We start from the raw sequence: 24,061 nt of genomic DNA on the forward strand, positions 1-24,061 counted from the left end.
ACCCCCATCCAGCGCTGGGCCGTACGCATCGAATATGACGGGCACGACTTCGTCGGCTGGCAGCGGCAGAAGACGGGCCTGTCGGTCCAGCAGGTACTGGAAGAGGGTGCGTCCCGCCTGGCGTCCGGCCGAACGGTCGACAGTATCACCGCCGGCAGGACCGACGCCGGCGTGCACGCCACCGGCCAGGTCGCGCACCTGGATTTTCCCGCCGCGTTGAGGCTGAGTAAATCGGTTGTTCGCGATGCGCTGAATTTTCACATGAAGCCGCACCCGGTGGTGGTGCTTGACGCCTGTCCGGTCGATTTGTCGTGGAACGCCCGGTTTTCGGCCGTCCGCCGGGCCTATCGCTATCGGATCCTGAACCGCCGCAGCCGGCCGGCGCTGGATGACGGACGGGTCTGGCTGGTCAAGCGCCCCCTGGACGCCGACGCAATGGGTCGTGCGGCACGATATCTGCTGGGGCGGCACGATTTCACGTCCTTCCGCGCCAGCGCCTGCCAGGCCAAGAGCCCCCTCCGCACGCTGGATCGCCTGGACGTGTCGCGACTGGGCGAAGACATCATCATCGTCGCCGAGGCCCGGTCGTTCCTGCACCATCAGGTCCGCAACATGGTGGGCACGCTGAAACTGGTCGGCGAAGGCAGCTGGTCGCCCGAGCGGGTGGGCGACGCGTTGGCGGCCTGCGATCGCCGGGCGGCCGGGCCGACCTCGCCGCCCGACGGGCTGTACCTGACGGCGGTCGGCTACGACCCCGACCCCTTCGCGACCTGACCGCATACCCCCCGGGCCCCATCTGATGGAATGATCGGGGTCCAGGGCCTCAGGTCCTGGCGGGTTCGGGCAAGGCCCGACTTATTTATCGCACGCCATGGGTAGGCGGCAGGGCCAGGAAATCCTGCCACGGCGCGTAGTGCGGCGGCAGCAAGGCCGATATTTCACCCAGGCCCAGGACGGCGGACGCCACGGCGATCACGACCAGGATCGCGCGCCATACCCCCAGGGCCAGCCCGACCCGCGCCACGAACCATGTCAGCCACAGATTATATCCCAGCACGATGCCGTTCAACAGCAATGCCGCATTCAGCGCATTCGTGCCCGCGGGCAGAATCACGGCCAGCAATGCGACCGAGACCAGCATGACGAACAGGACCAGCCAGTCGCACCACAACGCCGCCGTGATATATCGGGGCCACAAGGATTCCCGGCCCCATAGCCGCGCCAGGAAATGGGTCACGACCGCAGGTGCCAGGACCAGGCAGAGCGAGAATGCGACCTTGGTACCGCTCAGGCCGCCCGGGGATTGGGCGATGGTCAGCAGGCCGCCCACCAGCCACAGGGCGATCCGCGGCGCCAGGGCGGTCAGCACGCCATCCGGCGTGGCGCCGAAGCAGGTCATCCCGTCGCGCCGTCCCCGGCCCAGAAGCAACATGCCCCGAAAGATGTTTCCGGCCCCGCCGGGCAGCGATCCCTGCGGCAATCTGCGTCCCTGCATTATCCCATCAGCCTTTCTAGAAAGGACGCATAGATGTCCGTCAGTTCCTCGAGGTCGGTGACGGACGCATGTTCGTCGACCTTGTGCATGCTGGCGCCCACCAGGCCGAATTCCGCAACCGGGCAACAGCGGCTGATGAAGCGGGCGTCGGAGGTCCCTCCCCCGGTGTCCAGCCGCGGCTCCCGGCCCGTCACCGTGCGAATCGCCGCGACCAGCATGTCGACTTCCGGGGTCGGCTGGGTCAGGAAGGCCTCGCCGCTGATCCGGACATCCGCCTCCGCCGTCGGGGCATGGGTGCGGCAGACGGATGCGATCCAGTCCGCCAGCCCCTGGCCGGTGTGCAGATCGTTGAACCGGATGTTCAGCCGCGCCTCCGCCCGTCCCGGGATCACGTTGGTAGCGGGGTTGCCCACATCGACGCTGGTGACCTGCAGGCTGGACGCTTCGAACCAATCGGTCCCGTCATCCAGAGGCGCGGCTGTCAACTCCGCCAGGATCGCCAGCAGGCGATGGACAGGATTGTCGGCGCGATGGGGGTACGCCACATGTCCCTGGATACCGGGCACGACGATCCGGGCGTTCAGGCTGCCGCGGCGTCCGATCTTGATGACGTCGCCCAGACGTTCCGGATTGGTCGGTTCGCCCACCAGGCAGAAATCGGGGATCTGGCCGTTATCGCGCATCCATTCCAGCACCCGGACGGTGCCGTTGGTGGCGGGGCCTTCCTCGTCCCCGGTGATCAGCAGGCTGATCGACCCCGCCAGGGGCTGCCCGTCGGACAGGTAGCGACCGATCGCACCGACGAAGGCGGCAATCCCGCCCTTCATGTCGCATGCCCCGCGGCCGTACAACCGGCCGTCGCGGATCGCCGCGTCGAACGGGCCGCTGGTCCAGCCGTGTTCGCCCGCCGGGACGACATCGGTATGGCCTGCGAAACACAGATGGGGGGCACCCCGGCCCAACCGGGCAAATAAATTGGGCGTGCGCGCGGCACCTTCGCCAAACGGCAAATCGACAATGTCGAAGCCCAGCCCCCGCAAGGCCGTGGCCAGGACGCCGATCGCCCCGCCGTCATCCGGCGTCACCGATGGCGCGCGGATCAGGTCGCGCGCCAGCGGCAGGGTGGCGGACTCGCGCCGCTGCATCGCCGCCCCGGTCAATCCCGCAGCAATTCGTTGATCGAGGTCTTGGACCGCGTGCGCTCGTCCACCCGCTTGACGATCACCGCGCAGGCCAGCGCGGGCAGCGGCGCGCCGTCGGCGGACGTTGCCTGGCGTGGCGGCAGGGTGCCGGGGACGACGACCGAATAGGCCGGCACCCGGCCCACGAACACTTCGCCGGTCGCACGGTCGACAATCTTGGTCGAGGCGCCGATGAACACCCCCATCGACAGCACACTGCCCCGCTCGACGATCACGCCCTCGGCCACTTCCGAACGGGCGCCGATGAAGCAATCGTCCTCGATGACCACCGGCGCGGCCTGCAGGGGTTCCAGCACGCCGCCGATGCCGACGCCGCCGCTGATATGGCAGTTGCGGCCGATCTGCGCGCAGCTTCCGATCGTGACCCAGGTGTCGACCATCGTGCCGCTTTCGACACGTGCGCCGGCATTGACGAAGCTGGGCATCAACACCACGCCGGGCGCGATATAGGCCGACCGGCGCACGATGGCGCCCGGAACGGCACGGAAGCCGGCCTGGGCGAAGCGCGCCTCATCCCAGCCGTCGAACTTCAGCGGCACCTTGTCGAAGGACGGTGCGCCGGCCCCGCCACCCGCCATCAGGTGGCTGTCATTCAGCCGGAAGGACAGCAGCACCGCCTTCTTCAGCCATTCGTTCACTACCCAGCCGGCACTCCCCGGAGCCGCGACCCGCAATTCGCCGGCATCCAGCCCCGCCAGCGCGATCTCGACGACCTCCCGATCTTCTCCGGTCGTCGCGGAAGACAGCGTATCGCGCCGCTCCCACACGGCCTCGATACGGCTCTGGAGGCTCTGGTCGGTCATCTTCTGGCAATCCTGTCGGTGGTGGCGGTGGCCTTGCGGCCACGTCGCATTATCATCATGTCGCGGGACCATGCGAAGGAAGCCCCGCACTGTCAACGCATCTCGGCCGGGCACCGTGGCGCGTGCGACGGTCTTGTCCCCCCGCGCGATCGGGCCCTACTCCCCGCGAATCAGGGTACCCGGGCCGGCCTCGGTGAACAGTTCCAGCAGGCAGGCATGGGGCACGCGTCCGTCCAGGATCACTGCTGCCCGGGCCCCCGCGCGCACGGCCTCCAGGCAGGTTTCGACCTTGGGAATCATGCCGCCGCTGATCATGCCGCTGGCAATGCCGCGACGCGCTTCCTCGGCCGTCAATTCGGGGATCAGCGTGCCGTTTTCGTCCAGGACGCCCGGCACGTCGGTCAGCATCAGCAGGCGCGTCGCATGCACGGCCCCGGCGATGGCGCCGGCCGCGGTATCGGCATTGATATTGTAGGTCTCGCCGTCCTCGCCGCAGCCTACCGGGGCGATGACGGGGATCAGGCCCGAACCGGATAGCGCGTACAGCACGCGCGGATCGATCTGGACCGGTTCGCCGACAAATCCCAGGTCAAGGACCCGCTCGATCTGGCTATCGGCGTCACGGACCGTGCGTTGCAGGCGCCGGGCCGTGATCAACCCGCCATCCTTGCCGGAAATCCCGACGGCCAGCGCCCCGGCCCGGTTGATCAGGCCCGCGACCTGCTTGTTCACCTTGCCGGCCAGGACCATCTCGATCACGTCGACCATGGCGGCGTCGGTGACGCGGAGGCCGTCCACGAAGGTCGATTTGATCTGCAGCCGCTGCAGCATGGCGCTGATCTGCGGGCCGCCGCCATGGACCACCACCGGATTGACGCCCACCAGCTTCAGCAGGGCGATATCATGGCCGAAGGCATTCGACAGCGAATCGTCGACCATGGCATGGCCGCCATACTTGACCACCAGCGTGTCGCCGGCATAGCGGCGAAGATAGGGAAGCGCCTGGGCCAGAACGGCGGCCCGTTCCTGCGCGTCCTTCACGGTCTGTGCGATGTCGGTCATCGGATCGTGCCTGTCTTCCTCATGATCGGGCTTGCCCTGTGGGGGATCGCGCCGCTGCTCAACCTGCCGGCGGCAGGGCCAGGGCGGCCAGTTCGGCGCGCAGTTCCGGGATGCCCAGCCCGCTGTCGCTGCTGGTGGCGATAATGTCGGGAAAGGCGGCGGCGTGCTGACGGGCGAGTTCGGTGGCCTGGGCGCATTTGGCCGCCAGCGGGCCGGGCTTCAGCCCGTCGCACTTGGTCAGCACGATCTGGAAGGTCACCGCCGCGCGGTTCAGCAGCTTCATGATCTCGCGGTCGGATTCCTTGACCTCGATCCGCGAATCCAGAAGCAGGATGACGCGCTGCAGGGTCGGCCGTCCGCGCAGGAACGAGAACATCATGCCCTGCCAGTCTTCCTTCACATCCTTCGCAGCCTTCGCATACCCATAGCCAGGCATGTCCACCAGGGTCAGCCGTCCAGGGAAGTCGAAGAAATTCAACTGCTTGGTACGTCCGGGCTCGGACGACGCGCGGGCCAGCGCCTTCCGTCCGGTCAGGGCATTGATCAGGCTGGACTTGCCGACATTCGACCGGCCGGCGAAAGCGATCTCCGGCAGGTTGGGCGGAGGCACCTGCTCCAGCTTCTGGGCACCGAATACGAAGTCGCAGGCACCGGCGAACAGCAGGCGTCCGGCCTCGACCAGTGCCTCCTGTTCCTCGGGCGTACGGGGGCTTGCTTGGAAATCCGACATGCGGTCAGGCGCTCACTTCCGTCCGGCGGCCGGGATGGCGGGGACCTTCTCGATCTCGCCCTTCATCCGGTGCTGGATCAGCAGTTGCTGCGCCATCGTCAGCAGGTTGTTCCAGCAATAATAGATGACCAGTCCCGAGGGCTGCCGCGCCATGAAGAACGTAAACAGTACTGGCATCAGCTGGAACATGCGCTGCTGCGCGGGGTCCACCGCCGCCGGGTTCAGCTTCTGCTGCACATACATCGTCCCGCCGAACAGGATCGGCCAGATACCCAGTTGCAGGAAGGGCGACAATACCGTCGGATCCCACGGGATCAGGCCGAATAGGTTGAACAGGTTGGTCAGGTCCGGTGCAGACAGGTCATGGATCCAGCCGAAGAACGGCGCGTGCCGCATTTCGATGGTGATGTACAAATCCTTGTAGAGACACCAGAAAACGGGGATCTGCACCACCATCGGCAGGCAGCCGCTGGCCGGGTTCACGCCTTCGGCCTTGTACAGCGCCATCATCTGCTGGTTCATGGCCATCTGGTCGTCCTTGTAACGCTCCCGGAGGGCCTTAACCTTGGGCTGCAGCTGGCGCATCTTGCCCATCGAGCGGAACTGACGCGTCGCCAGCGGGAAGAACAGCGCCTTGACCAGCAGGGTGAACGCCATCAACGCCAGGCCGAAATTGCCCAGAAGCGTATTCAGCCAGTCCAGCACATAGAAGATCGGACGCGTCAGGAAGGCGAACCATCCGAAATCGACGGCCTTCCAGAAATCGGGGATGTGCAGGCTGGATTCGTAGCGTTCCAGCAGATTGACTTCCTTGGCGCCGGCGAAGACATGGCTGCTGGTCGTGGACGTCGCACCGGGCGCCACTACCGTCGCCGCCTGCGCGATGAAACCGACCTGATAGATGCCCGCCCCGCCATTGGCCTGGTAGCCGTAGCTGCCCGTCACGGCCATGTCCTGCTGCGGGATCACGGCCGTCAGCCAGTATTTGTCGGTGATGCCGGCCCAGCCGCCCTGCCCGGGCTTGCTCCACGACGTATTGCCGGGCGGGGTCGCCCCCGTGCGCAGCGTCTTGTAGGAGCTTTCGTCAAGCCGCCCGTCGATGACCGAAATCGGTCCCTCATGCACCAGGTAGCCACCGGTCTCGGTCGGCGTATAGGCCCGGTCGACACGGGCAAAGGGATAGAGCGACAGCGGCTGGCCGGTCTGGTTGCTGACCTGCTGCTCGATTCCGAACATGTAGTTGGCGTCGATCGAGACCACGATCCGGAACGTCACACCCTGCCCGTTGTCCCAGGACAGCGTCACCGGATGATCGGCGGTCAGCTTCGGGGAATCGCTGCTCCATACCGTCTGGGCATCCGGCACCCGCACCTGGCCGCCCGGCAGGTTCATCCAGCCGATTTCCACGTAATTGGGCTGCGGGTCATGCGCGGTTTCCAGGATCCGGACCTGCGGGCTGCCCTTCTGGACGGTCTCGTGATAGTCGCGGAGAACCATGTCATCCAGGCGCGCGCCGAGCAGGTCGATGGACCCGCTGACCTTCGGCGCGTCGATCGGCAGCCGGGTCTCGGCCTGCGGCGACGGCACCGCGACGGGCTGCGAACTCAGGCCGGCAAGCGGTGCGCCCGAGGGGACGCCATTCGCCGGCGGGGTCTGCCGGTCGGTCCGGCCGGCCTGCTGCGCGACCTCCTGATGGCTCTGCTTCGGCATGAAATATTCGAAGCCAACCAGAACCAGGGCGGACAGCAGCGTCGCCACGATAAAACGCTTGGTATCCATCAGCGACCAGCCAGACTCTCGTTATCTATGGGAAGAACAGCAGGAGGCGCGCGGGCGCTCCCCGGAGGGCACGGGATCGTATCCGCCGATATTCCACGGATTGCAACGCAAGATCCGCCACCCCGCCAGAATCACGCCACGCAGGACGCCATGCCGACGCAGGGCCTCCAGGGCATAATCGCTGCAGGACGGGACGAATCGGCAATTGGGACCGAGAACCGGCCGGAAGATCCACTGATAGAGGCGAATCGCCCCGATCAGCGGCCAGGCCACGACGGTCCGGGGCGATGTCATCCCCCCTCCCGCACGCCGGCCTTGCGCAAGGCCCGCCGCAGGTCGCCGACCAGCGCGGCAAATGCGCGGTCGCCCGTGCCGCCGCGACCGATCAGGACAAGGTCGACACCGAGCAGGGGTTCTTCCCGCTCCACGGCGCGCACGGCCTCGCGCAGGCGACGGCGCGCCCGATTGCGCACAACCGCGTTTCCGACCTTTTTTGTCACGGTAAAGCCGACCCTCGCCGGATCGGAATCTTCCCGGCCCAGGGCCTGGAGCACAAGTCCGGGAGAGGGTACCTTCCGCCCTCGGGCGGCAACCCGCAGGAACTCAGACCGTTTCTTGAGACGGACGGACCGGTCGGCCACTGTCAGCAGCCCCCTGCAACATCAATGCCCCGGATCGCGATCCGGGGACATGACAGACCTGACAATCAGGCGGACAGGCGCTTGCGGCCCTTGGCGCGACGATTGGCGATCACCTTGCGACCACCAACGGTTTCCATACGTGCGCGAAAGCCGTGACGGCGCTTGCGGACCAGCTTAGACGGTTGATACGTGCGCTTCACGACGGCACTCCCCGATTGACAGCAATAATTTCATCGCGGACTAAATCCACGACATATCCGGGCGACCTGACGGCACCCGACTTGAGGCGCGCCTTATACTGCCCGTTTCCCAAGGCGTCAACGTGGAAGACACCCCCGCCATGACAGGCCATGATACACGGTCAAATTCTACCTTTCCCGCGCATGACGCCGGATGTGACGCATGACGGACAAGACCGAATCGAACGACGCCGAATCCAGCGCGGGGGCGCATCGGACCAGGCGCGTGCTGCATGACGTGCGCGGATTGCTGTCCCCGGCGGTCCTGATGGCCGACAAGCTGACCACCCATCCCGACCCGCAGGTCCGCGACGCGGCGGAGTGCATCCTGAACGCCGTGGAACAGGCCGTCGGACGGCTGAAGGACCTTGTCCCCCAGCCGGAACCCGGCTGACGCGGCAGCGATCAGTCCCGTTGGATCAGTTCAATCTTGTAGCCGTCCGGATCCTCGACGAAGGCGATCACGGTGGTTCCGAACTTCACCGGGCCCGCCTCGCGCGTGACCTTTCCGCCCCCGGTACGAACGGCCTCGACCATCCCCGCCACATCGGGCACGCCGACGGCGAAATGTCCGAATCCCGTACCGACTTCATATCCGTCGTCCTGGCCCCAATTATAAGTCAGTTCGATTTCCGCCTGCCCCGCCGCGTTATCGGCGTACCCGATGAAAACCAGGGTATATTTGCCCTCGGGGACCTCCTTGCGCCGCAATTCGTGCATGCCCAGCAACGCATAGAAGGCAATGCTGGCTTCGAGATTCCGGACCCGGACCATCGTGTGCAGATATGAACCCATCTCGATTCTCCCGTTCAAAAAAACATATGACGATGGATCGTGTGCGACTCCGCCGTCAAAACAGTTTCTTGCCGTCCCCGGCGGAAATGCCGACCAGGAACAGGCCGGCGGTATCGGCCGCCGTCACGCAGGCCGTCGGATCGGTCAATAATGTCGCGCCGGCCTGGAAGGCAATTCCCCGCAGCCCGACCGCCGCCGCCCGCTGGACGGTATCCGGTCCGATCGTCGGAAGATCCGCCCGGCGATCCTGCCCGGGCTTGAGCATTTTGACCAGGACGCCCCCAGGGCGACCGGGCTGGCGACACTCGCCCGCGCGCTGCAACATGCGGTCCGTGCCTTCCATGGCCTCTACCGCCAGGACCAGGCCGTCCTGCACCACGCATCCCTGTCCGATATCCAGGCGCCCGATGGCCTCGACAACCATGCGGCCACGCCGGATATCGGATTCCGCCCCCAAATCAGGACGCACGTCCCCCATCACGCCATGCCGCCCGACCGAACCGGCGAGGAATTCATGGGCGCCGTGGACCGCAAATCCTTCCTCGCCCAGAACCCGCACGATCGCGGCCAGCAGGCCGTCATCCCCGGAAAACAGCGCCCGGCCGATCCGCGCAAGAATCCGCGCGCCGGTGGCGTCAGGCCGCAGGTCGGAAAAGGACGGCCGCCGGACCGGGCCGATCAGTACCAGGTCGCGGCAGCCCTCGGTCCGCAGGCAGGACAGGATTTCGCCGGCGGCCGCCAGCCGGATATAGCGATGCGGCCATGGGCCGATCACCGCGGGGTCGGCAAAATCCTGGAATCCAATGATAAACGGGCGCAGGCCCAGCGTCTGGACCGAACGCGCGACCTGACCCGGCAACGGACCGCCACCGGCGAGAATTCCGATGCAATCACCCGACAGGACCGGCCTGCCCTCGCGGCTCCGTCCGCCATCGTCTCCGCCGGCCGCCATTCAGCGCCGCCTAGACACCGTCGCTTTCGATCAGCCCCGCACCGCCTCCGGCAACGCGTACCAGGCCGCGACGACTGGGTGCCTCGATGAATGCCAGGATTTCATCCACCTTGGCATCCCCGCCGTACTCCGCCCGCACAGCTGCGAGGCGCAGGCTGAATGCCGTGGATTCGTCGTCCATGCTGCGGGGATACAACGCACGGAACGCCCGTCGCAGGCGATGCATCTCGTCCGACTGCACGCCATTGCGCTTCAACCAGATCCAGTGCAGGCCCACCAGCCTGGCGCGATTGCCCAGAACGCTGCCGTAGGGAATAACATCCGCCTCGACCCCACAGACACCGCCCACCAGCGCCGCACGACCGATCCGCACGAATTGATGCAGCGCTGCCGAACCCATGATCCGGGCATGATCGCCGATGGTCACATGCCCGCCCATGACGACGTTGTTCACGATGATCACCCCATTTCCCAGGGTGCAGTCGTGCGCGACATGGGAATTGGCCATGATCAGGCAATTGTCGCCGACCTGGGTCAGGCCGCTGCCGGTGGCCGTGCCGCGGTGGATGGTCACGTTTTCCCGGATGACGGTCCCCGCCCCGATGACGCAGCGCGTGGGTTCACCCCGATATTTGAGGTCCTGCGGCGCCATGCCCACCGTGGTGAAGGGATAGCATACGACCCCCTGTCCGATCCGCGTCGTGCCGTCGATGATGACATTGGCGATCAGCTGGACCCCGTCCTCGATCACCACATCGGGTCCGATTGAACACCACGGGCCGATCCTGACCCCCCGACCGATCCGCGCCCCGTCCGCCACAATGGACGAGGGATGAATCTCGGCGGCCCTCAGCCCGGCGTCCAATCCTGCCACATCGGTCAATACGTTCTCTCCCAGAACCGCCTCGGCCCCGCCGGGGCCGGGAATGGGGCGTCAGCAGGCCTCGGGATCCATCGTCCCGCCAGCCCGCGCGCCCATTTACCCCATGATCATCGCGCTGAATGTGGCCTCGGCCACCGACACGCCGTCGACCCGTGCAACGCCTTTGAATTTCCAGACGTTGCCTCGGCTGCGCTCTTTTTCGACATGGATCTTCAACTGGTCGCCCGGTCCGACCGGACGTCGGAACTTCGCCCCGTCGACGGTCATGAAATAGACCAGCTTGCCCTCGAACGCCTTTCCCAGCGTCAGCACCACCAGCGTCGCCGCCGTCTGGGCCATCGCCTCGATGATCAGCACGCCCGGCATGACAGGACGCGCGGGAAAATGCCCCTGGAAATGCGGCTCGGTCGCGGTGACGTTCTTGATCCCGACGGCGGACGTGCCGAGGACGATGTCAACCATCCGGTCGATCATCAGGAACGGATAGCGATGGGGGATCGCCTCCATGATCCGCATGACATCGATCGCCTCGATGCAGATGGGGCCGTCGCCCGCCGGAGGAACCTCTACTTCTTTATCCACGTCGTCCAACCATCTTGCTCGGGATAGCGGGGCACGTCATTCCTGTGACCGTCCGCCCGCCTGTCCCGGTTGAATTCCGGGGGCCTGGAGCTTCAGGCCTCTCCCCCCCCGTTTTGCGACGCCTTCTTCGCCAGGCGCCGCAAGACCGCCACGTTCCGGAAAAACTCCCGAAAGGGCATTGCGGGGCTGCCGATCACGTCAGCCCCGGCCTCCACGTCCGACATCACCCCGCATTGCGCACCGATCCGGGCCTTGGAACCAATGCGAATGTGGCCGATCAGACCGGCCTGAGCCGCCACCGTGACGAAATCACCCAGTTCGGTGGAACCGGAGATCCCTGCCTGGGACACCACGATGCAGCATCGTCCAAGGCGCGTATTATGGCCAATCTGCACCAGATTGTCGAGGCGTGAGCCTGCCCCGATCACCGTATCCTGAGATGACCCCCGGTCGATGGTCGAGTTGGCGCCGACCTCCACCCCGTCCTCCAACACCACGCGCCCCAATTGCGGAACCGTCTCGAAGCCATCCGGCCCCACGGCAAAGCCGAAGCCCTCCTGCCCGATCCGCGCCCCGGTCAGCAGGGTCACGCGATCACCGAGAATGGCATGCGATACGCACACATGGCTTCCCAGCCGGCACCAGGCGCCGATCCTGACCCCATCGCCGATGACGACATGGGCGTCGATACGGGTGCCCGCCCCGACTTGGACGTCGGCGCCCAGCACGACGAACGGGCCGATCTGCGCCGTCGGGTCGATGATGGTGCCCGCGCCGATGACGGCCGTCGGATGAATGCCCGGCACGACCGCCGGCAGCGGGTGGAACAGGCTGGCGACCCTGGCCCAGGCCAGGTAGGGCGTCTGCGACACCAGCCCGATCGTGCCCGGTGGCAGCTTGTCGACAAACGCCGGGGACAGGATCACCACCCCCGCCTTCGTCTGTTCCAGCAAGGGCGCATAGCGCCGGTTGTCCAGAAAGCTGACTTCCTGCGGGCCGGCGGACTGAAGCGGCGCAATGCCGACGTACCGGGCAGTGTCCGCCACGTCGGCGCCCCCGCTCTCGATCCTGGCCCCCGCGCAGTCGGCCAGGACCTGGATCGGAAACGGCCCGCTCCGCTCGAAAAACCGCCGGTCGCCCGGCAGGGCGGATTCCTGCCTGTCCATCAGAAGGCGCGCCGCTTACCGGTGCGGCGCGGCGGCAGGCGGGGCAGCCGCAGCCGGGGCGGCCTGCTGGCGGTCGGCATCAGCCGTCGTCGGCATGGTACCGGACTTTGCCAGCACTTCCGGATCGACGTTCGCGGCCGGGATGAATACCGTCGGCAGCACCGTGTTCAACTGGTTCGCGACCTGCTGCGTGATGTCCAGTCCATCCTGGCTCAAGGCCACCTGTTCACGATGCAGGACCAGGTTCATGCCCCGGCTGGCCGCGACCTGGCGGATGATCTGCACCAGTTCGCGTTCGATCTGGCCCAGAGAGACCTGGGCCGCTTCCTGGATGATCCGATTGCGGTTGCGGAAATCGCGCTGGGCGGCGATCACGCGCTCCTGCAGATGACGTTCACGCAGCTGGATCTGGTCCGAAGCCATGTTCTTGGCCTGGGCCTGCAGCTTCTGCTGTTCGTCACGCCAGCCGGCCTGCTCCTTCTGCGCGTCGCGGGACAGTTCGTCGCGACGGGCACCCAGCACGCGCTCGGCTTCCTGCGCTGCCGTGGACAGACGCATCACGTCAGGCACGCTGATAACCCCGATCACCGGCGAGGGCGGGGCCACGCCGCGCGGAATATCGGGCGAAGCCGGAACCGGCGGCAGCGGCAGGACAGGCGGAGTCTGGGACTGGGCCTCATCGCTGTCGGCGGGCGCCGCGGGCAGCGGCACGGGCGCCGGCGCAGCGCGGGGGGCGGAACGCGGTGCCCCGCCACCGGCGGCCGGCTGGGCGGTCTTGGGCACGAACCAGCCGGCATTTCCACCCGACGATCCAGCCGCCTGCGCAAAGGCGCCGGTCGAGACAAGATCGGCGCAGGACAGCACAACGGCAGCGAGCAGCGCGGATACGCCACGGGAACGAAGCATTGTCACCTCAAAATTGCTGGCCGAAGCCAAAGCGGAGCAACTGGGTCCGGTCATGTTTCTGCTTCAGGACCGGAATACCCAGATCGATGTTGATCAAGCCGAACGGGCTTTTCCATGAGAAGCCGACACCGGTGCTGACACGCGGCGTCAGCGTATCGCCATAGACCGGGGTATAGCGCGGCATGTCGTTCAGGGAGGTATAGCGGTTCTTCACGCGCAGGCCGTCCAGTCCGCCCGCGTCCACGAAATAGCGTCCGCGAATACCCATGTCCGCACCCAGCGGCATCGGGAAATTCACCGTCGCCGACGCGGTGTAGAGGAACCGGCCACCGATGAAATCCTCCTGGGAATGCATCGGATAGGTCACGCCGTTATAGGTATAGGCCGGAATACCCATGGTGCGCGGCCCGGCACCGCCATCGAGGAAGCCCCGCAGCGTATTACCGCCCAGATAGAAATTGTCGATGATGTCGCTGCGTCCGCCGCCCCAGTTCGCCAGTTCGCCGGCGCCGCCGGTCAAGGCGACCGTCCAGTCATGATTGCCCATCAGATCGTCGAGCGGAATGTAATAGGCCACGTCGACCTTGCCGCGGACATATTTCTCATTCCCGCCCAGACCGGCGAAATCGCCACCCAGACGCACGACATACCCGCTGTGCGGCTGCATCCGGTTGTCGCGCGTATCATAGGTCAGCGTGGTGCTGAGCTGCGACAGCAGCGACCAGCCCGTCTGGTCCAGAACGTACCATGAGGCGTCGCTGTAGGCATTGTCGACGTTTCGATCCGTCAGCGTATAGCTCCAGGACTGCGACAGGTGGTTGTTGTAGGCATATCCCATGCGCAGGCTGATGCCGTACCGTCCCTCGGAATAGTTCTGATAGGTCTGGTAGTTGTTCTCGATCGCGAAGATATCGACGCCCGCTACCAGGTTGCGGTTCAGAAAATACGGATCGCTGACCGAGATATCCGCCTGGCGCTGGTAATAGGCCATCGTGCCGGAAATGCCGGCGTCGACGCCCGACCCCAGAAGATTGTGCTGCTTCAGGCCGATATTGCCCAGGATGCCGACGTCGGTCGAATAGCCGCCACCCAGCGAGAATTCGCCGGTCGGCTTCTCGACCACGTTGGCCGAAACGTTCACGCGATCCGGCGCCGATCCCGGGGACTGGTCCAGCGAGACCGAACTGAAGAAGCCAAGATCCTGCAGGATCGCCTTGGCATATTTCCGATCGGCCGGGGTGTACGGATCGCCCTCGGCCATCGGCAACTGGCGCCGGATGACCTTGTCCTGGGTGATCGTATTGCCGTTGATGTCGATGCGTTCGACATAAACGCGGGGTCCCTCGCTGACATCGAACAGCAGGTCGACGATCCGCTTTTCCGGATTCCGCGCGATTTCCGGACGCACCATGGCGAACGGATGGCCGTGCGCCTGGAGGATTTCCTCCATGTCCGTCGCGTTATGCTGAACGGCGGAGCCATCGTACCATTGATGGGCGAACAGCTCGATATATTTGCGCAGGGACGCCGCGCTGACATGCTTCAACGACGAACGGATGTTCATCCTGCCCAGACGGTACCGCGCGCCCTCCTCCATCGTGAAGGTGACGTAGAACGACTTGCGGTCGGGTGACAGTTCACCGGTCTGATTGCGGACCTGGAAATCGACGAAGCCGTTGCGCAGGTAGAAGCGGCGCAGCAGCTCGGCGTCGTATCTGATGCGTTCGGGATTATACTCGTCGGACGAGGCGAAGAACCGGTACCACGCCGTCTCCTTCGAGGACACGACCTGCGCCAGCCGGGCCTCGCTGAACGCATGGTTGCCGACGAACGAGATCTTCTTGATCAGCGTCTGCTGCGCCTCGTTGATCTGGAAGACCACGTCGACGCGGTTATGGGACAGGCGGATGATCTGCGGCGTCACCGTAGCCGCATAGCGCGCCTTCTCGGCATACACGCCCAGGATCTTCTGGCGGTCGGCCGCCGTGATCTGTGTCGAGAACACGGCGCGGGGCCGCAGCGAGATGACCTTGCGCAGGTCCTCGTCCTTGGCCGCGTGATTGCCTTCGAACACGATTCGGTTGACGATCGGATTTTCGACCAGGCGCACCTGCAGGACATTGCCCGCGCGATGCAGCGTCACGTCCTTGAACAGGCCGGTCGCATACAGGGTCTTGAGCGAACGGTCGAGCTGGTCCTGATTGAACGGATCGCCCGGCTGAACAACCATGTAAGACAGGACCGTGCTGGTCTCGATCCGGTCGTTGCCCTTGATATCGATGGATTCGATCATGCCGCCGGTGGGCGCATGGACGGGCGCCGCACGGCGTGCGGCCATACCGGAACGCGGTTTCGGGCCGTCCTGCGCCTCGGCGGTTCCGGCAAGAAAAACGGGTACGAGACAAACCGACGCAAGCAGCGCTGAACGTTTACTCGACAAAATCGGCTTCCCCCAAACCAGACGCTCCGCAGACTCGACATACACCCGCGCGAATGGATTCGGCATGGCCCGCTGTCGATGATACCCGCTTGGCGGACGTATCCGAAATCCACCCCGTCACGCAAGCACCTCTAGTGCGGTTCCGATGATGGCATCATCCGGTCAGGGAAGCGACCCACCGAAACAGACCGAAATGTGACAGGTCATTGAAAGTCGAAAAAAGGAACAGGCCCGCGATCACCGCAAAACCGGCCTGGAAACTGACATCACGGACCCGGCGGGACACCGGCCGGCCCAGAATGGCCTCCAGGGCGTAGAAAACCAGCCGCCCACCATCCAGCACCGGGATCGGGAACAGATTGATCAGGCCCAGATTGATCGACAGCAGCGCCATGAAGGATACCAGGCTCGCCACCCCGTACTGGGCAACCTGCCCGGACATCTGGGCGATCCGCAGCGGGCCGCCCAGATCCTTGGCGCTGTGCTGCCCGGTGATCATCTGCCACAGTCCGGCCAGCGTCTGGACCGACAGGTGCCACGTCTCGTCCACCGCCGAGATGATCGCCCGCGGCAACGACAGCGGCTGACCGACGGTGGCGGTGAACATCACGCCCAGCTGCCCGCTCCGGTTGCCAGACTGATCCGTGACGGCGCCGATCGTCACCGGCAGGTCGATATCCCGGCCGGCCCGATGGACGGTAATGGCGGTCGTCGCCCCTGGTTCGGCCGCGATTCGGGACTGAATGTCGGCGACATTGGCCACCGCCCGGTCGCCGATCCGCACGATGACGTCGTCGGGCCGGATTCCCGCATTCGCGGCCGCACTGCCGGCGACCACCTGACCCACCACGTTGCGGATCTCGGGACGGCCGCTGACGGCGAACAGCCCGGCGAACAGGACGATGGCCAGCAGGAAATTGAAGACCGGCCCGGCCACGATCACGATGGCGCGGGACAGCACGGGCTTGTCATGGAAGGTGCGGCCCGGCTGCCACGCCGCCATCTGCTCTGGCGTTGCGTCCTCGGGCCCCTCGAAGCCGTGCGGCTTCACATATCCGCCCAAGGGAACCGGGCACAGGCGCCATTCGGTGCCGACCTTGTCATGCCACCGCAGCAGCGGCCGGCCGAACCCGATCGAAAAGACCTCGACATGCACCCCGCGCCAGCGCGCGGCAAGATAGTGGCCGAGTTCATGGATGAAGACCAGAACCCCCAGTACCAGGGCAAAGGCAAGAACGGTCCGAATCAGATCGGGCATAATGACGGGCTATCTCCTGATGATGGTCGTCCGGCCTATCCGGCGCGGATCAGGCCGCGCGGGACGCCGTGCGCAGCCGGGCGGCGCGGCGTGCTTCCTCGTCCCATCGCAGCACGGCCTCCAGTGTGTCGGCCGCCTGATGCCCGATGGCCTGCATCACGTCCTCCACCACCCGCGCGATATCGAGGAAACCGATCGCGCCTGCCAGGAAGGCCTCGACCGCAATCTCATTCGCCGCGGAAAGGATAGTGGGGACGGCGCCCCCGGCACGCAAGGACTCGCGCGCCAGGCGCAGGGCGGGAAAGCGGGCTTCGTCGGGCTCTTCGAAATCCATCCGGCCCAGGGCGGCCAGGTCCAGGCGGGGCGACGTCGTCGCCATGCGACGGGGCCAGGCCAGCGTGTGGGCAATGGGAATGCGCATGTCGGCCGAGCCGAGCTGCGCCACGATACTGCCGTCCGTGTACTGCACCATGCCATGCACCACCGATTGCGGATGCACGACGACGCCGATCCGGTCCTCGGTCAGGTCGAACAACCGCGCGGCTTCGATCACCTCCAGCCCCTTGTTGAACATCGTCGCCGAATCGATGGTGATCTTGGCGCCCATCGTCCAGGTCGGATGTCGCAGGGCGGCTTCGGGCGTCGCCTTCTCCATTTCGGCCAGGGTGGCGCGACGGAAGGGCCCACCGGAGGCCGTCAGGACGATCTTCTCGATCCCGTCGACCTGCCGGTCGGCCAAGGACTGGAAGATCGCGTTATGTTCCGAATCGACCGGCAGAAGGGTCGCCCCCGCGTCGCGCACCGCACGCAGCATGACGTCGCCGGCGCAGACCAGCGCCTCCTTGTTCGCCAGCGCGACCGATCCGCCATTGCGGACGGCGGCCAGGGTGGGTTCCAGCCCGATGGCGCCGGTGATGGCCGCCATGGTCCAGTCGACCGGCAGCGCCGCCGCGTCGATCACCGCCTGCCGGCCGCCGGACACGTCGATATTCGTCCCGTCCAGCAGGGCCCGCAATTCCGGCAGCCGTGCCGCATCGGCGATCACCGCATGCGCGGCACCCAGCGCGCGCGCCTGCTCGGCCAGGCGGACCACATTGGTGCCGCCGACCAGGGCCGCGACCTGGAACCGCTCCGGCGCCTGCCGCAGCAAATCGACCGTGGAGCAGCCGATACTGCCGGTACTGCCTAGAACGGTGACTTTCTTCATGCTTTCCTATTCCCTGATCGGTAAGCGACGATGCGTCTAAGACCCGCGCGATCCGGTGGCGACCGGTCCGGGCTGCCCCCCTGGAATCGCCAGCAGGGCCGAAACCAGGCCCGATGGCGTCACATACCAGAATGCGGCACCGCCCGCCGCCCCCAGCGACAGCAAGGCAGCCACCGGCGCCGCGACCAGGAGGCCGTCGAACCGGTCCAGCAACCCGCCATGGCCGGGGATCAGCGCGCCGGAATCCTTCACGCCGCGCGCACGCTTCAGCGCGCTTTCCGCCAGGTCGCCGATCTGGGCGGCGACGGCGGTCAGGCCGCCGAACAGCATGCCGCGCCACCAGTCGTCGGGCCAACGGCTGCCGGGCAACCCGCTCGACACCAATGCGAACACGGCCGTTCCGGCCAGCATCGCAAGGACCAGGCCACCGATCGACCCCGACCAGGTCTTGGCCGGCGAAATGGCGGGGGCGAGCTTCGGACCACCCAGAAGGCGCCCGACCAGATAGGCACCGCTGTCGCTGACGACGACGCAGGTGACGACGAACAGCACCACGCCCGCGCCGGGAACCGTCATGTTCCGCAGCCACAGCAGCGATACGCCCGCACATCCGATGACTACCTGCCCCGCCCACAATGCCGGGCCGAAGACGAAACCGCCCGCCATCACCGCGAACGCCCCGCGCCAGTGCCCGCCCAGCGCCGCAGCCCCCGTCGCCAGCGGCCAGAGCAGGTACAGCACGCCGCGCCAGCGCGTCGGATACAGGGCGAACAGCCGCCCCCATTCCTGCGCCATGCCGGCCATGGCCAACAGAATCAGGACCGCATACGCAATGCCCCCGGCCCAGACGCACAGCCCCGCCACGGGCACCAGCACCGCCGCCGAGGCCAGACGGGCGCGCAGATCCTTCCAATTGCGTCCCGGCCGGGACTGAGGAGGGACCACGACGGGATCAGACGGCAGGGCGGGCACCGAAACGCCTTTCACGACGGGCGAATGTTTCCAGCGCGGCATCGAAATGACACGCGTCGAAATCGGGCCAGAGCGTCTCGATGAAGATCAGTTCCGCATAAGCCGACTGCCACAATAGGAAATTCGACAGGCGACATTCGCCGCTGGTGCGGATGATCAGGTCGGGATCGGGAATATCGGCCGTCAGCAGGAACCGGCTGAACAGGGTTTCATCCAGTTCGGCAGGGTCGATGGCGCCGCTGCGCGCCGCAAAGGCCAGCCGCTGGGCCGCCTGCACGATGTCCGCACGCCCCCCGTAGGACAGCGCCAGTACCAGGGTCAGCGTCGTATTGCCGGCCGTCTGCTCCTCGGCCCGGCGGGCCTCGTTCCGCACGTCGGGATCGAAACGGGACAGGTCGCCGATAACCCGGATGCGCACGCCTTCGCGACACAGTTCGGCGACCTTGTGCCGCAGGTAATACCGCAGCAGCGCCGTCAGATCGGCGACCTCGTCGGGCGTGCGCCGCCAGTTTTCCGAGGAGAACGCATATAATGTCAGGCAGCCGACCCCGCGCGTGATCGCCGCACGGATACACCGGCGAACGGCCTCGGCCCCCGCGCGATGCCCTGCGACGCGCGGCAGGCCCCGCGCCGCGGCCCAGCGTCCGTTCCCATCCATGATCACCGCCACATGCGCCGGCAGGACGCGCGCGATGCGATTGCGATCCAGATCGGTAACGGTCGGACCCGCGACGGAATTTGCCCCCGGGATGCCATCCCCGGTCAGGCGACCGGGGGGGGAACTGACGGTCACGGCCGCGTCAGACCTGCTTGATCTCGCGTTCCTTGTCCGCGAGCATCTCGTCGATCCGCTTCACATACTGGTCCGTCAGCTTCTGGATCGCCTCGGACCAGACCTTCACATCGTCCTGGCTGATCTCGGTCTTCTTTTCGTACGCCTTCGTCTGGTCCATGCCGTCACGACGCACGCCGCGCACCGCGATCTTGGCGTTTTCGGAATATTTTCCAGCGGTGCGGGCCAGTTCGCTGCGGCGTTCCGCCGTCAGCTGCGGGATGGGAACACGCACGGTCTGCCCGTCCGCCGCCGGGTTCAGCCCCAGGCCACCATCGCGGATCGCCCGTTCCACCGCGCCGACCAGGGACCGGTCCCAGACCTGCACCGTCAGCATCCGCGCCTCGGGCACCGCGATCGAGCCGACCTGCGTCAACGGCACCTCGCCGCCATAGGCCTCGACACGCACCGGCTCCAGCAGCGCGGGGCTGGCCCGGCCCGAGCGCAGGCCCGCGAAATCCCGGCGCAGGCTTTCCAAGGCGCCGTCCATGCGACGCGTCAAATCCTCCAGCAATGTCTTCTGATCAGCAGCCACAATGGCCCTCCCATACGCAACGGGCGACGCGCCTGCGGCCACCCAATCCAATCACGATGTCCGGCGTTGCCGGCGCGCTCAGTCCGCTTCGACGATTCGGGTAAACAGCCCCTCGCCCCGCATCACCTGCGGGAACGCGCCAGGCGCATGAATGTTGAACACCACGATCGGCAGGCGATTCTCCCGCGCCAGGCTGATGGCGGCGGCATCCATCACATGCAGGTCCTTGGCCAGGACATCCAGGTAGGTCAGCCTGTCATAGCGCGTCGCGTTCGGATCCTTGCGCGGATCCGCCGAATAGACGCCGTCAACCTGCGTTCCCTTCAGCAGGGCGTTGCAGTCCATTTCCGCGGCCCGCAGGGCGGCGGCCGTGTCGGTGGTGAAGAACGGGTTTCCGGTCCCGGCGGCGAAGATGACGACGCGGCCCTTTTCCATATGACGCACCGCCCGGCGGCGGATATAGGGCTCGGCCACCGAGGACATGTGGATCGCCGACATCACGCGGGTCGGCACCCCATGGCGTTCCAGGGCGTTCTGCACCATCAGCGCATTGATGACGGTCGCCAGCATGCCCGCATAATCGCCCTGCGCCCGGTCCATGCCGCGGGCCGCGGCCGCGACGCCGCGAAAGATATTGCCGCCGCCGATCACCAGGCAGACTTCGACGCCCGAACGCGCGACCTCGGCCACGTCGGCGGCGATGGTGTCGACCATGTTGGGATCGATGCCGTACGCGCCGTCACCCATCAGGGCCTCGCCCGACACCTTCAGCAGGACGCGCCGATAGCCGAGGGCCGAGTCTGGTGCTTGATCTGTCATGGGGCCCCCGGGAACAGGAAGATGAATGAACACAAGGGAAATCCAGATTGGGACCTCACCCGTGAAGACCCTCTTATATCCGGTTGGGGCACGTCACAAGCACGGTGATCGCCCCATCCGTCCCCCTGCATCAGGAGGCGTCGTCCAGGCCGATGGCGCGCAGCCGCGCCCGTTCCTCGTCCCAGCCTGCGCGTTCCTTCACGTTCAGGAACAGATGGCACGTCCGGCCCAGGAGACGCGAAAGATCCTTGCGCGCCTTTTCCCCGATCTCCCGGATCCGGCTGCCCTTTTCCCCGATCAGGATTGCCTTGTGGCCAGCCCGCGCGACATAGATCGTGACCTCGATGCGAACCGATCCGTCCGGCTGTTCGCGGTAGGTCTCGGTCTCGGCCGTCGCGGCATAGGGCACTTCTTCGTGTGTCTGCAGGAAAATCTGCTCCCGTACCAATTCGGCCGCCAGCAGCCGGTCGGGCAGGTCCGTCAGGTCATCCTCTGGATACAGATAGGGCCCGGGCGGCAGGGCTTCGGCCAGGGCCTTCAGCAGGTCCTCGACACCGTCGCCGGATCGGGCGCTGACCATGAAGACATGGTCCACGGGCAACAGCGTCGACAATTCGGCAGTCAGCGGCAGCAGGGCCTGCCGATCCACCAGGTCGGTCTTGTTCAGCACCAGCCAGACCTTGCGCCTCGACTTCGCCAGTTGTTCGACGATCGCGCGAAGCGATTCGGTTACGCCGCGACGGGCATCGACCAGAAGCAGGGTGATGTCCGCGTCCTCAGACCCCGTCCAGGCGGCCGCGACCATCGCGCGGTCCAGCTTGCGCCGGGGCTGGAAGATGCCGGGGGTGTCGACCAGCAGGATCTGGCTGGTCCCGCGCATCAGGATGCCGAGCACGCGAAAGCGGGTCGTCTGGGCCTTGGGGCTGACGATGGACAGCTTCGCGCCAGCCATCCGGTTCAGCAGCGTCGATTTTCCGGCGTTCGGCGCCCCGACGATGGCCACGAAGCCGCAGCGGGTTGTCATGTCACTTGTTCCTTCTGGCGGGGCGTCCGGTGGAACCGTCCTGCCCGGGCCATTTCCGTCAAAACTGTCTGTTATCCGAACTGTCGCAGCAGGTCGGCGGCGGCGGCGCTTTCGGCCACGCGCTTGCTGCCGGCCACACCTTCGGCCGACAGGCCGGCCGCCGTCACCGCGATGACGAAGCGCGGCGCATGCGACGGACCGTCGACCTGCACCGTCCGGTAGGACGGCAGGGGCAGTCCCCGCGCCAGGACCCATTCCTGCAACGCGGTCTTGGGATCCTTGGGCGGCTGGGCCTGCGCCACGATGGCGTCGTTCCAGGCCCCGCGCACGAAGCCCCGCGCGGGTTCCAGCCCGCCATCCAGATAGACTGCCCCCAGGATCGCCTCTACCGCGTCGGCCAGGACGTTCGCCATCTGCCGCACGCCGGCCCGGGCCTCGTGCTCGGCCACGTCAAGCGCCTGCGGCAGTTCCATCGCCTCGGCAATCCCGGCCAGGACCGGACGGGACACCAGATGGGCATGGCGCGGCCCCAGCGCACCTTCCTGTTCGTCGGGAAAGCGTTCCAGCAGCCATTCCGCCATCAGCAGGCCCAGGACCCGGTCGCCGATGAATTCCAGGCGTTCGTTCGAACCGACGCCGCGGCGGGCGGCGGGCTGGCGGGCGCGCCGCGCGACCCCGCCATTACGCTGATGGGCCGCCGAACGATGGGTCAGGGCTTCACGCAGCAGGTCGGACCGGCGAAAGCGATAGCCGATGCGGGCCTGCACGGCCGAGAGCAGATCGCCACCGCCATCCGGCGCGCTGTCGTTCATTTCACCCCCATGAACAGGCGGGCCCAGCGTATTTCGGTCGGCCACATCCAGAATTCCCATACCGGATAGCGGGCGTCCACCGACAGGAAGATCCATTTCGCCTGGCCGATCAGGTTTTCCATCGGCACGAATCCCAGATCCTCCGGATCGTCGCCCATGAAGCGGCTGTCCGCGCTGTCGTCGCGGTTGTCACCCATGGCGAAGAAATAACCCGCCGGCACCACATAGACAGGGGTATCGTTCTGGAAACCCTCGTTCGTCAGCTTCAGAATATCGTGCGCGACCGGGCCGTGCCCGCCGCTGCCGGGCAGCATCTCGCGGTAGCGCTGGCCTTCCATGCTGGTGCGATGTTCATCCACCGCCACGTAATCGCCCTCGGCCACGCGCGGCACCAGCGTGTCGTTCAGGTACAACTCGCCGTCACGGACCTGGATGCGGTCGCCCGGCAGGCCCACGATCCGTTTGATATAGTCTATGGACGTGTCCTTGGTAAAACGGAACACTGCGACGTCGCCCCGATGCGGCATCCGCCCCAGGATCCGCCCGCTGAACAGGTCGGGCGATCGCGGCAGCGAGAAATGGGAATAGCCGTAGCTGTATTTTGCGACCCACAGGTAATCGCCCACCTGAAGCGTCGGAATCATCGAGCCGGACGGGATGTTGAACGGTTCGAACAGCACCGTGCGCACCCCCACGGCCAGCACGCCCGCGACGAGGATGGTCCGGATCAGGTCCCACGCCCCCCGCAGGGCCGGCACGGCGCCCCCCGCCGGCAGGGAGGAGGAATTGGTCTTGCGCTGGTCATCCATGGGTCAGGTGTCTAAATCCGGATAAGGGGAACCGGGCCGGAGGGAATACCGGGCCGGACGGCAGAGCCCGCGGATGAAGCCGAGGGGACATTCCCCTGTCAAGCGCGCAAGGCCCGCC

General features: G+C 66.2%; 27 protein-coding genes. 2 read left to right on the top strand and 25 right to left on the bottom strand.

Features of this window, described 5'->3' with window-relative positions; translation table 11 throughout:
• Window positions 1-6: 6 nt before the first annotated feature.
• On the top strand, window positions 7-774 hold the full coding sequence (gene truA, locus HLH28_RS06305; RefSeq protein ID WP_182956863.1) for a tRNA pseudouridine(38-40) synthase TruA: 768 nt from the start codon (window positions 7-9) through the stop codon (window positions 772-774).
• An 85-nt stretch (window positions 775-859) separates the two neighbouring features.
• Here truA and HLH28_RS06310 read toward each other — a convergent pair whose 3' ends face one another.
• The 9 genes from HLH28_RS06310 to rpmH all read right to left on the bottom strand — a co-directional run bounded on the left by HLH28_RS06310 (window position 860) and on the right by rpmH (window position 7,912).
• Window positions 860-1,432, bottom strand: a complete 573-nt coding sequence (locus tag HLH28_RS06310; RefSeq protein ID WP_246395728.1) for a hypothetical protein — start codon at window positions 1,430-1,432, stop codon at window positions 860-862.
• A gap of 62 nt (window positions 1,433-1,494) precedes the next feature.
• Window positions 1,495-2,640: a succinyl-diaminopimelate desuccinylase gene (gene dapE / locus HLH28_RS06315; RefSeq protein ID WP_182956250.1), complete on the bottom strand. Its 1,146-nt coding sequence runs from the start codon at window positions 2,638-2,640 to the stop codon at window positions 1,495-1,497.
• An 11-nt stretch (window positions 2,641-2,651) separates the two neighbouring features.
• Window positions 2,652-3,500 carry a 2,3,4,5-tetrahydropyridine-2,6-dicarboxylate N-succinyltransferase gene (gene dapD / locus HLH28_RS06320; protein WP_182956253.1) on the bottom strand — a complete coding sequence of 283 codons (849 nt, stop codon included), beginning with the start codon at window positions 3,498-3,500 and terminating at the stop codon, window positions 2,652-2,654.
• A 156-nt stretch (window positions 3,501-3,656) separates the two neighbouring features.
• Window positions 3,657-4,562, bottom strand: a complete 906-nt coding sequence (gene argB / locus HLH28_RS06325; RefSeq protein WP_182956256.1) for an acetylglutamate kinase — start codon at window positions 4,560-4,562, stop codon at window positions 3,657-3,659.
• Window positions 4,563-4,620: 58 nt separating this feature from the next.
• Window positions 4,621-5,292 (bottom strand): ribosome biogenesis GTP-binding protein YihA/YsxC, encoded by a 672-nt coding sequence (gene yihA / locus HLH28_RS06330; protein ID WP_182956259.1) that lies wholly within the window; start codon window positions 5,290-5,292, stop codon window positions 4,621-4,623.
• 12 nt (window positions 5,293-5,304) lie between these two features.
• Window positions 5,305-7,071: a membrane protein insertase YidC gene (gene yidC / locus HLH28_RS06335; RefSeq protein WP_182956262.1), complete on the bottom strand. Its 1,767-nt coding sequence runs from the start codon at window positions 7,069-7,071 to the stop codon at window positions 5,305-5,307.
• Window positions 7,072-7,092: 21 nt separating this feature from the next.
• On the bottom strand, window positions 7,093-7,365 hold the full coding sequence (yidD, locus tag HLH28_RS06340; RefSeq protein ID WP_182956265.1) for a membrane protein insertion efficiency factor YidD: 273 nt from the start codon (window positions 7,363-7,365) through the stop codon (window positions 7,093-7,095).
• Entirely contained in the window at window positions 7,362-7,712 is a 351-nt protein-coding gene (gene rnpA / locus HLH28_RS06345) for a ribonuclease P protein component (RefSeq protein ID WP_182956268.1), read from the bottom strand. The genes yidD and rnpA overlap by 4 nt, the downstream gene beginning before the upstream one ends.
• A 65-nt stretch (window positions 7,713-7,777) precedes the next feature.
• Window positions 7,778-7,912: a 50S ribosomal protein L34 gene (gene rpmH, locus HLH28_RS06350; protein WP_012553083.1), complete on the bottom strand. Its 135-nt coding sequence runs from the start codon at window positions 7,910-7,912 to the stop codon at window positions 7,778-7,780.
• A 202-nt stretch (window positions 7,913-8,114) separates the two neighbouring features.
• Between rpmH and HLH28_RS06355 the strand changes: the two genes are divergently transcribed.
• Window positions 8,115-8,345, top strand: coding sequence for a hypothetical protein (locus tag HLH28_RS06355; protein ID WP_182956958.1), 231 nt, complete (start codon window positions 8,115-8,117; stop codon window positions 8,343-8,345).
• 11 nt (window positions 8,346-8,356) lie between these two features.
• On the opposite strand, the gene gloA is transcribed toward HLH28_RS06355, so the two are convergent.
• From gloA to lepB, 16 genes are all read right to left on the bottom strand, one after another.
• The gene (gloA, locus tag HLH28_RS06360) at window positions 8,357-8,746 is read right to left on the bottom strand and encodes a lactoylglutathione lyase (RefSeq protein WP_182956271.1); all 390 of its coding nucleotides are present in this window, start codon (window positions 8,744-8,746) and stop codon (window positions 8,357-8,359) included.
• Window positions 8,747-8,801: 55 nt separating this feature from the next.
• Window positions 8,802-9,698, bottom strand: a complete 897-nt coding sequence (locus tag HLH28_RS06365) for an LpxI family protein (RefSeq protein ID WP_182956274.1) — start codon at window positions 9,696-9,698, stop codon at window positions 8,802-8,804.
• Window positions 9,699-9,708: 10 nt separating this feature from the next.
• Window positions 9,709-10,581: an acyl-ACP--UDP-N-acetylglucosamine O-acyltransferase gene (lpxA, locus tag HLH28_RS06370; protein ID WP_246395729.1), complete on the bottom strand. Its 873-nt coding sequence runs from the start codon at window positions 10,579-10,581 to the stop codon at window positions 9,709-9,711.
• 96 nt (window positions 10,582-10,677) lie between these two features.
• Complete coding sequence (gene fabZ, locus HLH28_RS06375) at window positions 10,678-11,163, bottom strand: 3-hydroxyacyl-ACP dehydratase FabZ (protein WP_182956279.1); 486 nt, start codon at window positions 11,161-11,163, stop codon at window positions 10,678-10,680.
• A gap of 92 nt (window positions 11,164-11,255) precedes the next feature.
• Window positions 11,256-12,329, bottom strand: coding sequence for a UDP-3-O-(3-hydroxymyristoyl)glucosamine N-acyltransferase (lpxD, locus tag HLH28_RS06380; protein WP_182956282.1), 1,074 nt, complete (start codon window positions 12,327-12,329; stop codon window positions 11,256-11,258).
• 15 nt (window positions 12,330-12,344) lie between these two features.
• Window positions 12,345-13,235, bottom strand: coding sequence for an OmpH family outer membrane protein (locus tag HLH28_RS06385; RefSeq protein WP_182956285.1), 891 nt, complete (start codon window positions 13,233-13,235; stop codon window positions 12,345-12,347).
• 7 nt (window positions 13,236-13,242) lie between these two features.
• Window positions 13,243-15,573 (bottom strand): outer membrane protein assembly factor BamA, encoded by a 2,331-nt coding sequence (bamA, locus tag HLH28_RS06390; RefSeq protein WP_408869822.1) that lies wholly within the window; start codon window positions 15,571-15,573, stop codon window positions 13,243-13,245.
• 256 nt (window positions 15,574-15,829) lie between these two features.
• Window positions 15,830-16,933, bottom strand: a complete 1,104-nt coding sequence (gene rseP, locus HLH28_RS06395) for an RIP metalloprotease RseP (RefSeq protein WP_182956292.1) — start codon at window positions 16,931-16,933, stop codon at window positions 15,830-15,832.
• A 49-nt stretch (window positions 16,934-16,982) separates the two neighbouring features.
• Window positions 16,983-18,140, bottom strand: coding sequence for a 1-deoxy-D-xylulose-5-phosphate reductoisomerase (gene dxr / locus HLH28_RS06400; RefSeq protein ID WP_182956296.1), 1,158 nt, complete (start codon window positions 18,138-18,140; stop codon window positions 16,983-16,985).
• 36 nt (window positions 18,141-18,176) lie between these two features.
• The gene (locus HLH28_RS06405; protein WP_338029678.1) at window positions 18,177-19,112 is read right to left on the bottom strand and encodes a phosphatidate cytidylyltransferase; all 936 of its coding nucleotides are present in this window, start codon (window positions 19,110-19,112) and stop codon (window positions 18,177-18,179) included.
• Window positions 19,093-19,770, bottom strand: coding sequence for a polyprenyl diphosphate synthase (gene uppS, locus HLH28_RS06410; protein WP_246395758.1), 678 nt, complete (start codon window positions 19,768-19,770; stop codon window positions 19,093-19,095). The genes HLH28_RS06405 and uppS overlap by 20 nt, the downstream gene beginning before the upstream one ends.
• A 142-nt stretch (window positions 19,771-19,912) precedes the next feature.
• Window positions 19,913-20,479 (bottom strand): ribosome recycling factor, encoded by a 567-nt coding sequence (gene frr / locus HLH28_RS06415; protein WP_182956302.1) that lies wholly within the window; start codon window positions 20,477-20,479, stop codon window positions 19,913-19,915.
• Between the two features lie 78 nt (window positions 20,480-20,557).
• Complete coding sequence (gene pyrH / locus HLH28_RS06420; protein WP_182956305.1) at window positions 20,558-21,298, bottom strand: UMP kinase; 741 nt, start codon at window positions 21,296-21,298, stop codon at window positions 20,558-20,560.
• A 130-nt stretch (window positions 21,299-21,428) separates the two neighbouring features.
• Complete coding sequence (gene era / locus HLH28_RS06425) at window positions 21,429-22,322, bottom strand: GTPase Era (RefSeq protein WP_182956308.1); 894 nt, start codon at window positions 22,320-22,322, stop codon at window positions 21,429-21,431.
• A 71-nt stretch (window positions 22,323-22,393) separates the two neighbouring features.
• A complete protein-coding gene (gene rnc / locus HLH28_RS06430) occupies window positions 22,394-23,134 on the bottom strand; it encodes a ribonuclease III (protein WP_182956311.1) in 741 nt (246 codons plus the stop codon).
• Window positions 23,131-23,943 (bottom strand): signal peptidase I, encoded by an 813-nt coding sequence (gene lepB, locus HLH28_RS06435; RefSeq protein ID WP_182956315.1) that lies wholly within the window; start codon window positions 23,941-23,943, stop codon window positions 23,131-23,133. The genes rnc and lepB overlap by 4 nt, the downstream gene beginning before the upstream one ends.
• Between the last annotated feature and the right edge of the window lie 118 nt (window positions 23,944-24,061).

Source organism: Gluconacetobacter tumulisoli (assembly GCF_014174155.1).
GTDB lineage: Bacteria > Pseudomonadota > Alphaproteobacteria > Acetobacterales > Acetobacteraceae > Gluconacetobacter > Gluconacetobacter tumulisoli.

What these genes read in the sequence shown, in the direction of transcription:
- dxr (WP_182956296.1), bottom strand. Translation starts at nt 18,140, where the DNA reads ATGAAGAAAGTCACCGTTCTAGGCAGTACCGGCAGTATCGGCTGCTCC.
- era (WP_182956308.1), bottom strand. Translation starts at nt 22,322, where the DNA reads ATGACAACCCGCTGCGGCTTCGTGGCCATCGTCGGGGCGCCGAACGCC.
- rseP (WP_182956292.1), bottom strand. Translation starts at nt 16,933, where the DNA reads ATGCCCGATCTGATTCGGACCGTTCTTGCCTTTGCCCTGGTACTGGGG.
- argB (WP_182956256.1), bottom strand. Translation starts at nt 4,562, where the DNA reads ATGACCGACATCGCACAGACCGTGAAGGACGCGCAGGAACGGGCCGCC.
- yidD (WP_182956265.1), bottom strand. Translation starts at nt 7,365, where the DNA reads ATGACATCGCCCCGGACCGTCGTGGCCTGGCCGCTGATCGGGGCGATT.
- pyrH (WP_182956305.1), bottom strand. Translation starts at nt 21,298, where the DNA reads ATGACAGATCAAGCACCAGACTCGGCCCTCGGCTATCGGCGCGTCCTG.
- rnc (WP_182956311.1), bottom strand. Translation starts at nt 23,134, where the DNA reads ATGAACGACAGCGCGCCGGATGGCGGTGGCGATCTGCTCTCGGCCGTG.
- yidC (WP_182956262.1), bottom strand. Translation starts at nt 7,071, where the DNA reads ATGGATACCAAGCGTTTTATCGTGGCGACGCTGCTGTCCGCCCTGGTT.
- lpxD (WP_182956282.1), bottom strand. Translation starts at nt 12,329, where the DNA reads ATGGACAGGCAGGAATCCGCCCTGCCGGGCGACCGGCGGTTTTTCGAG.
- HLH28_RS06385 (WP_182956285.1), bottom strand. Translation starts at nt 13,235, where the DNA reads ATGCTTCGTTCCCGTGGCGTATCCGCGCTGCTCGCTGCCGTTGTGCTG.
- dapD (WP_182956253.1), bottom strand. Translation starts at nt 3,500, where the DNA reads ATGACCGACCAGAGCCTCCAGAGCCGTATCGAGGCCGTGTGGGAGCGG.
- HLH28_RS06310 (WP_246395728.1), bottom strand. Translation starts at nt 1,432, where the DNA reads ATGTTGCTTCTGGGCCGGGGACGGCGCGACGGGATGACCTGCTTCGGC.
- yihA (WP_182956259.1), bottom strand. Translation starts at nt 5,292, where the DNA reads ATGTCGGATTTCCAAGCAAGCCCCCGTACGCCCGAGGAACAGGAGGCA.
- dapE (WP_182956250.1), bottom strand. Translation starts at nt 2,640, where the DNA reads ATGCAGCGGCGCGAGTCCGCCACCCTGCCGCTGGCGCGCGACCTGATC.
- bamA (WP_408869822.1), bottom strand. Translation starts at nt 15,573, where the DNA reads ATGGCCGCACGCCGTGCGGCGCCCGTCCATGCGCCCACCGGCGGCATG.
- gloA (WP_182956271.1), bottom strand. Translation starts at nt 8,746, where the DNA reads ATGGGTTCATATCTGCACACGATGGTCCGGGTCCGGAATCTCGAAGCC.
- lepB (WP_182956315.1), bottom strand. Translation starts at nt 23,943, where the DNA reads ATGGATGACCAGCGCAAGACCAATTCCTCCTCCCTGCCGGCGGGGGGC.
- uppS (WP_246395758.1), bottom strand. Translation starts at nt 19,770, where the DNA reads ATGGATGGGAACGGACGCTGGGCCGCGGCGCGGGGCCTGCCGCGCGTC.
- HLH28_RS06365 (WP_182956274.1), bottom strand. Translation starts at nt 9,698, where the DNA reads ATGGCGGCCGGCGGAGACGATGGCGGACGGAGCCGCGAGGGCAGGCCG.
- HLH28_RS06355 (WP_182956958.1), top strand. Translation starts at nt 8,115, where the DNA reads ATGACGGACAAGACCGAATCGAACGACGCCGAATCCAGCGCGGGGGCG.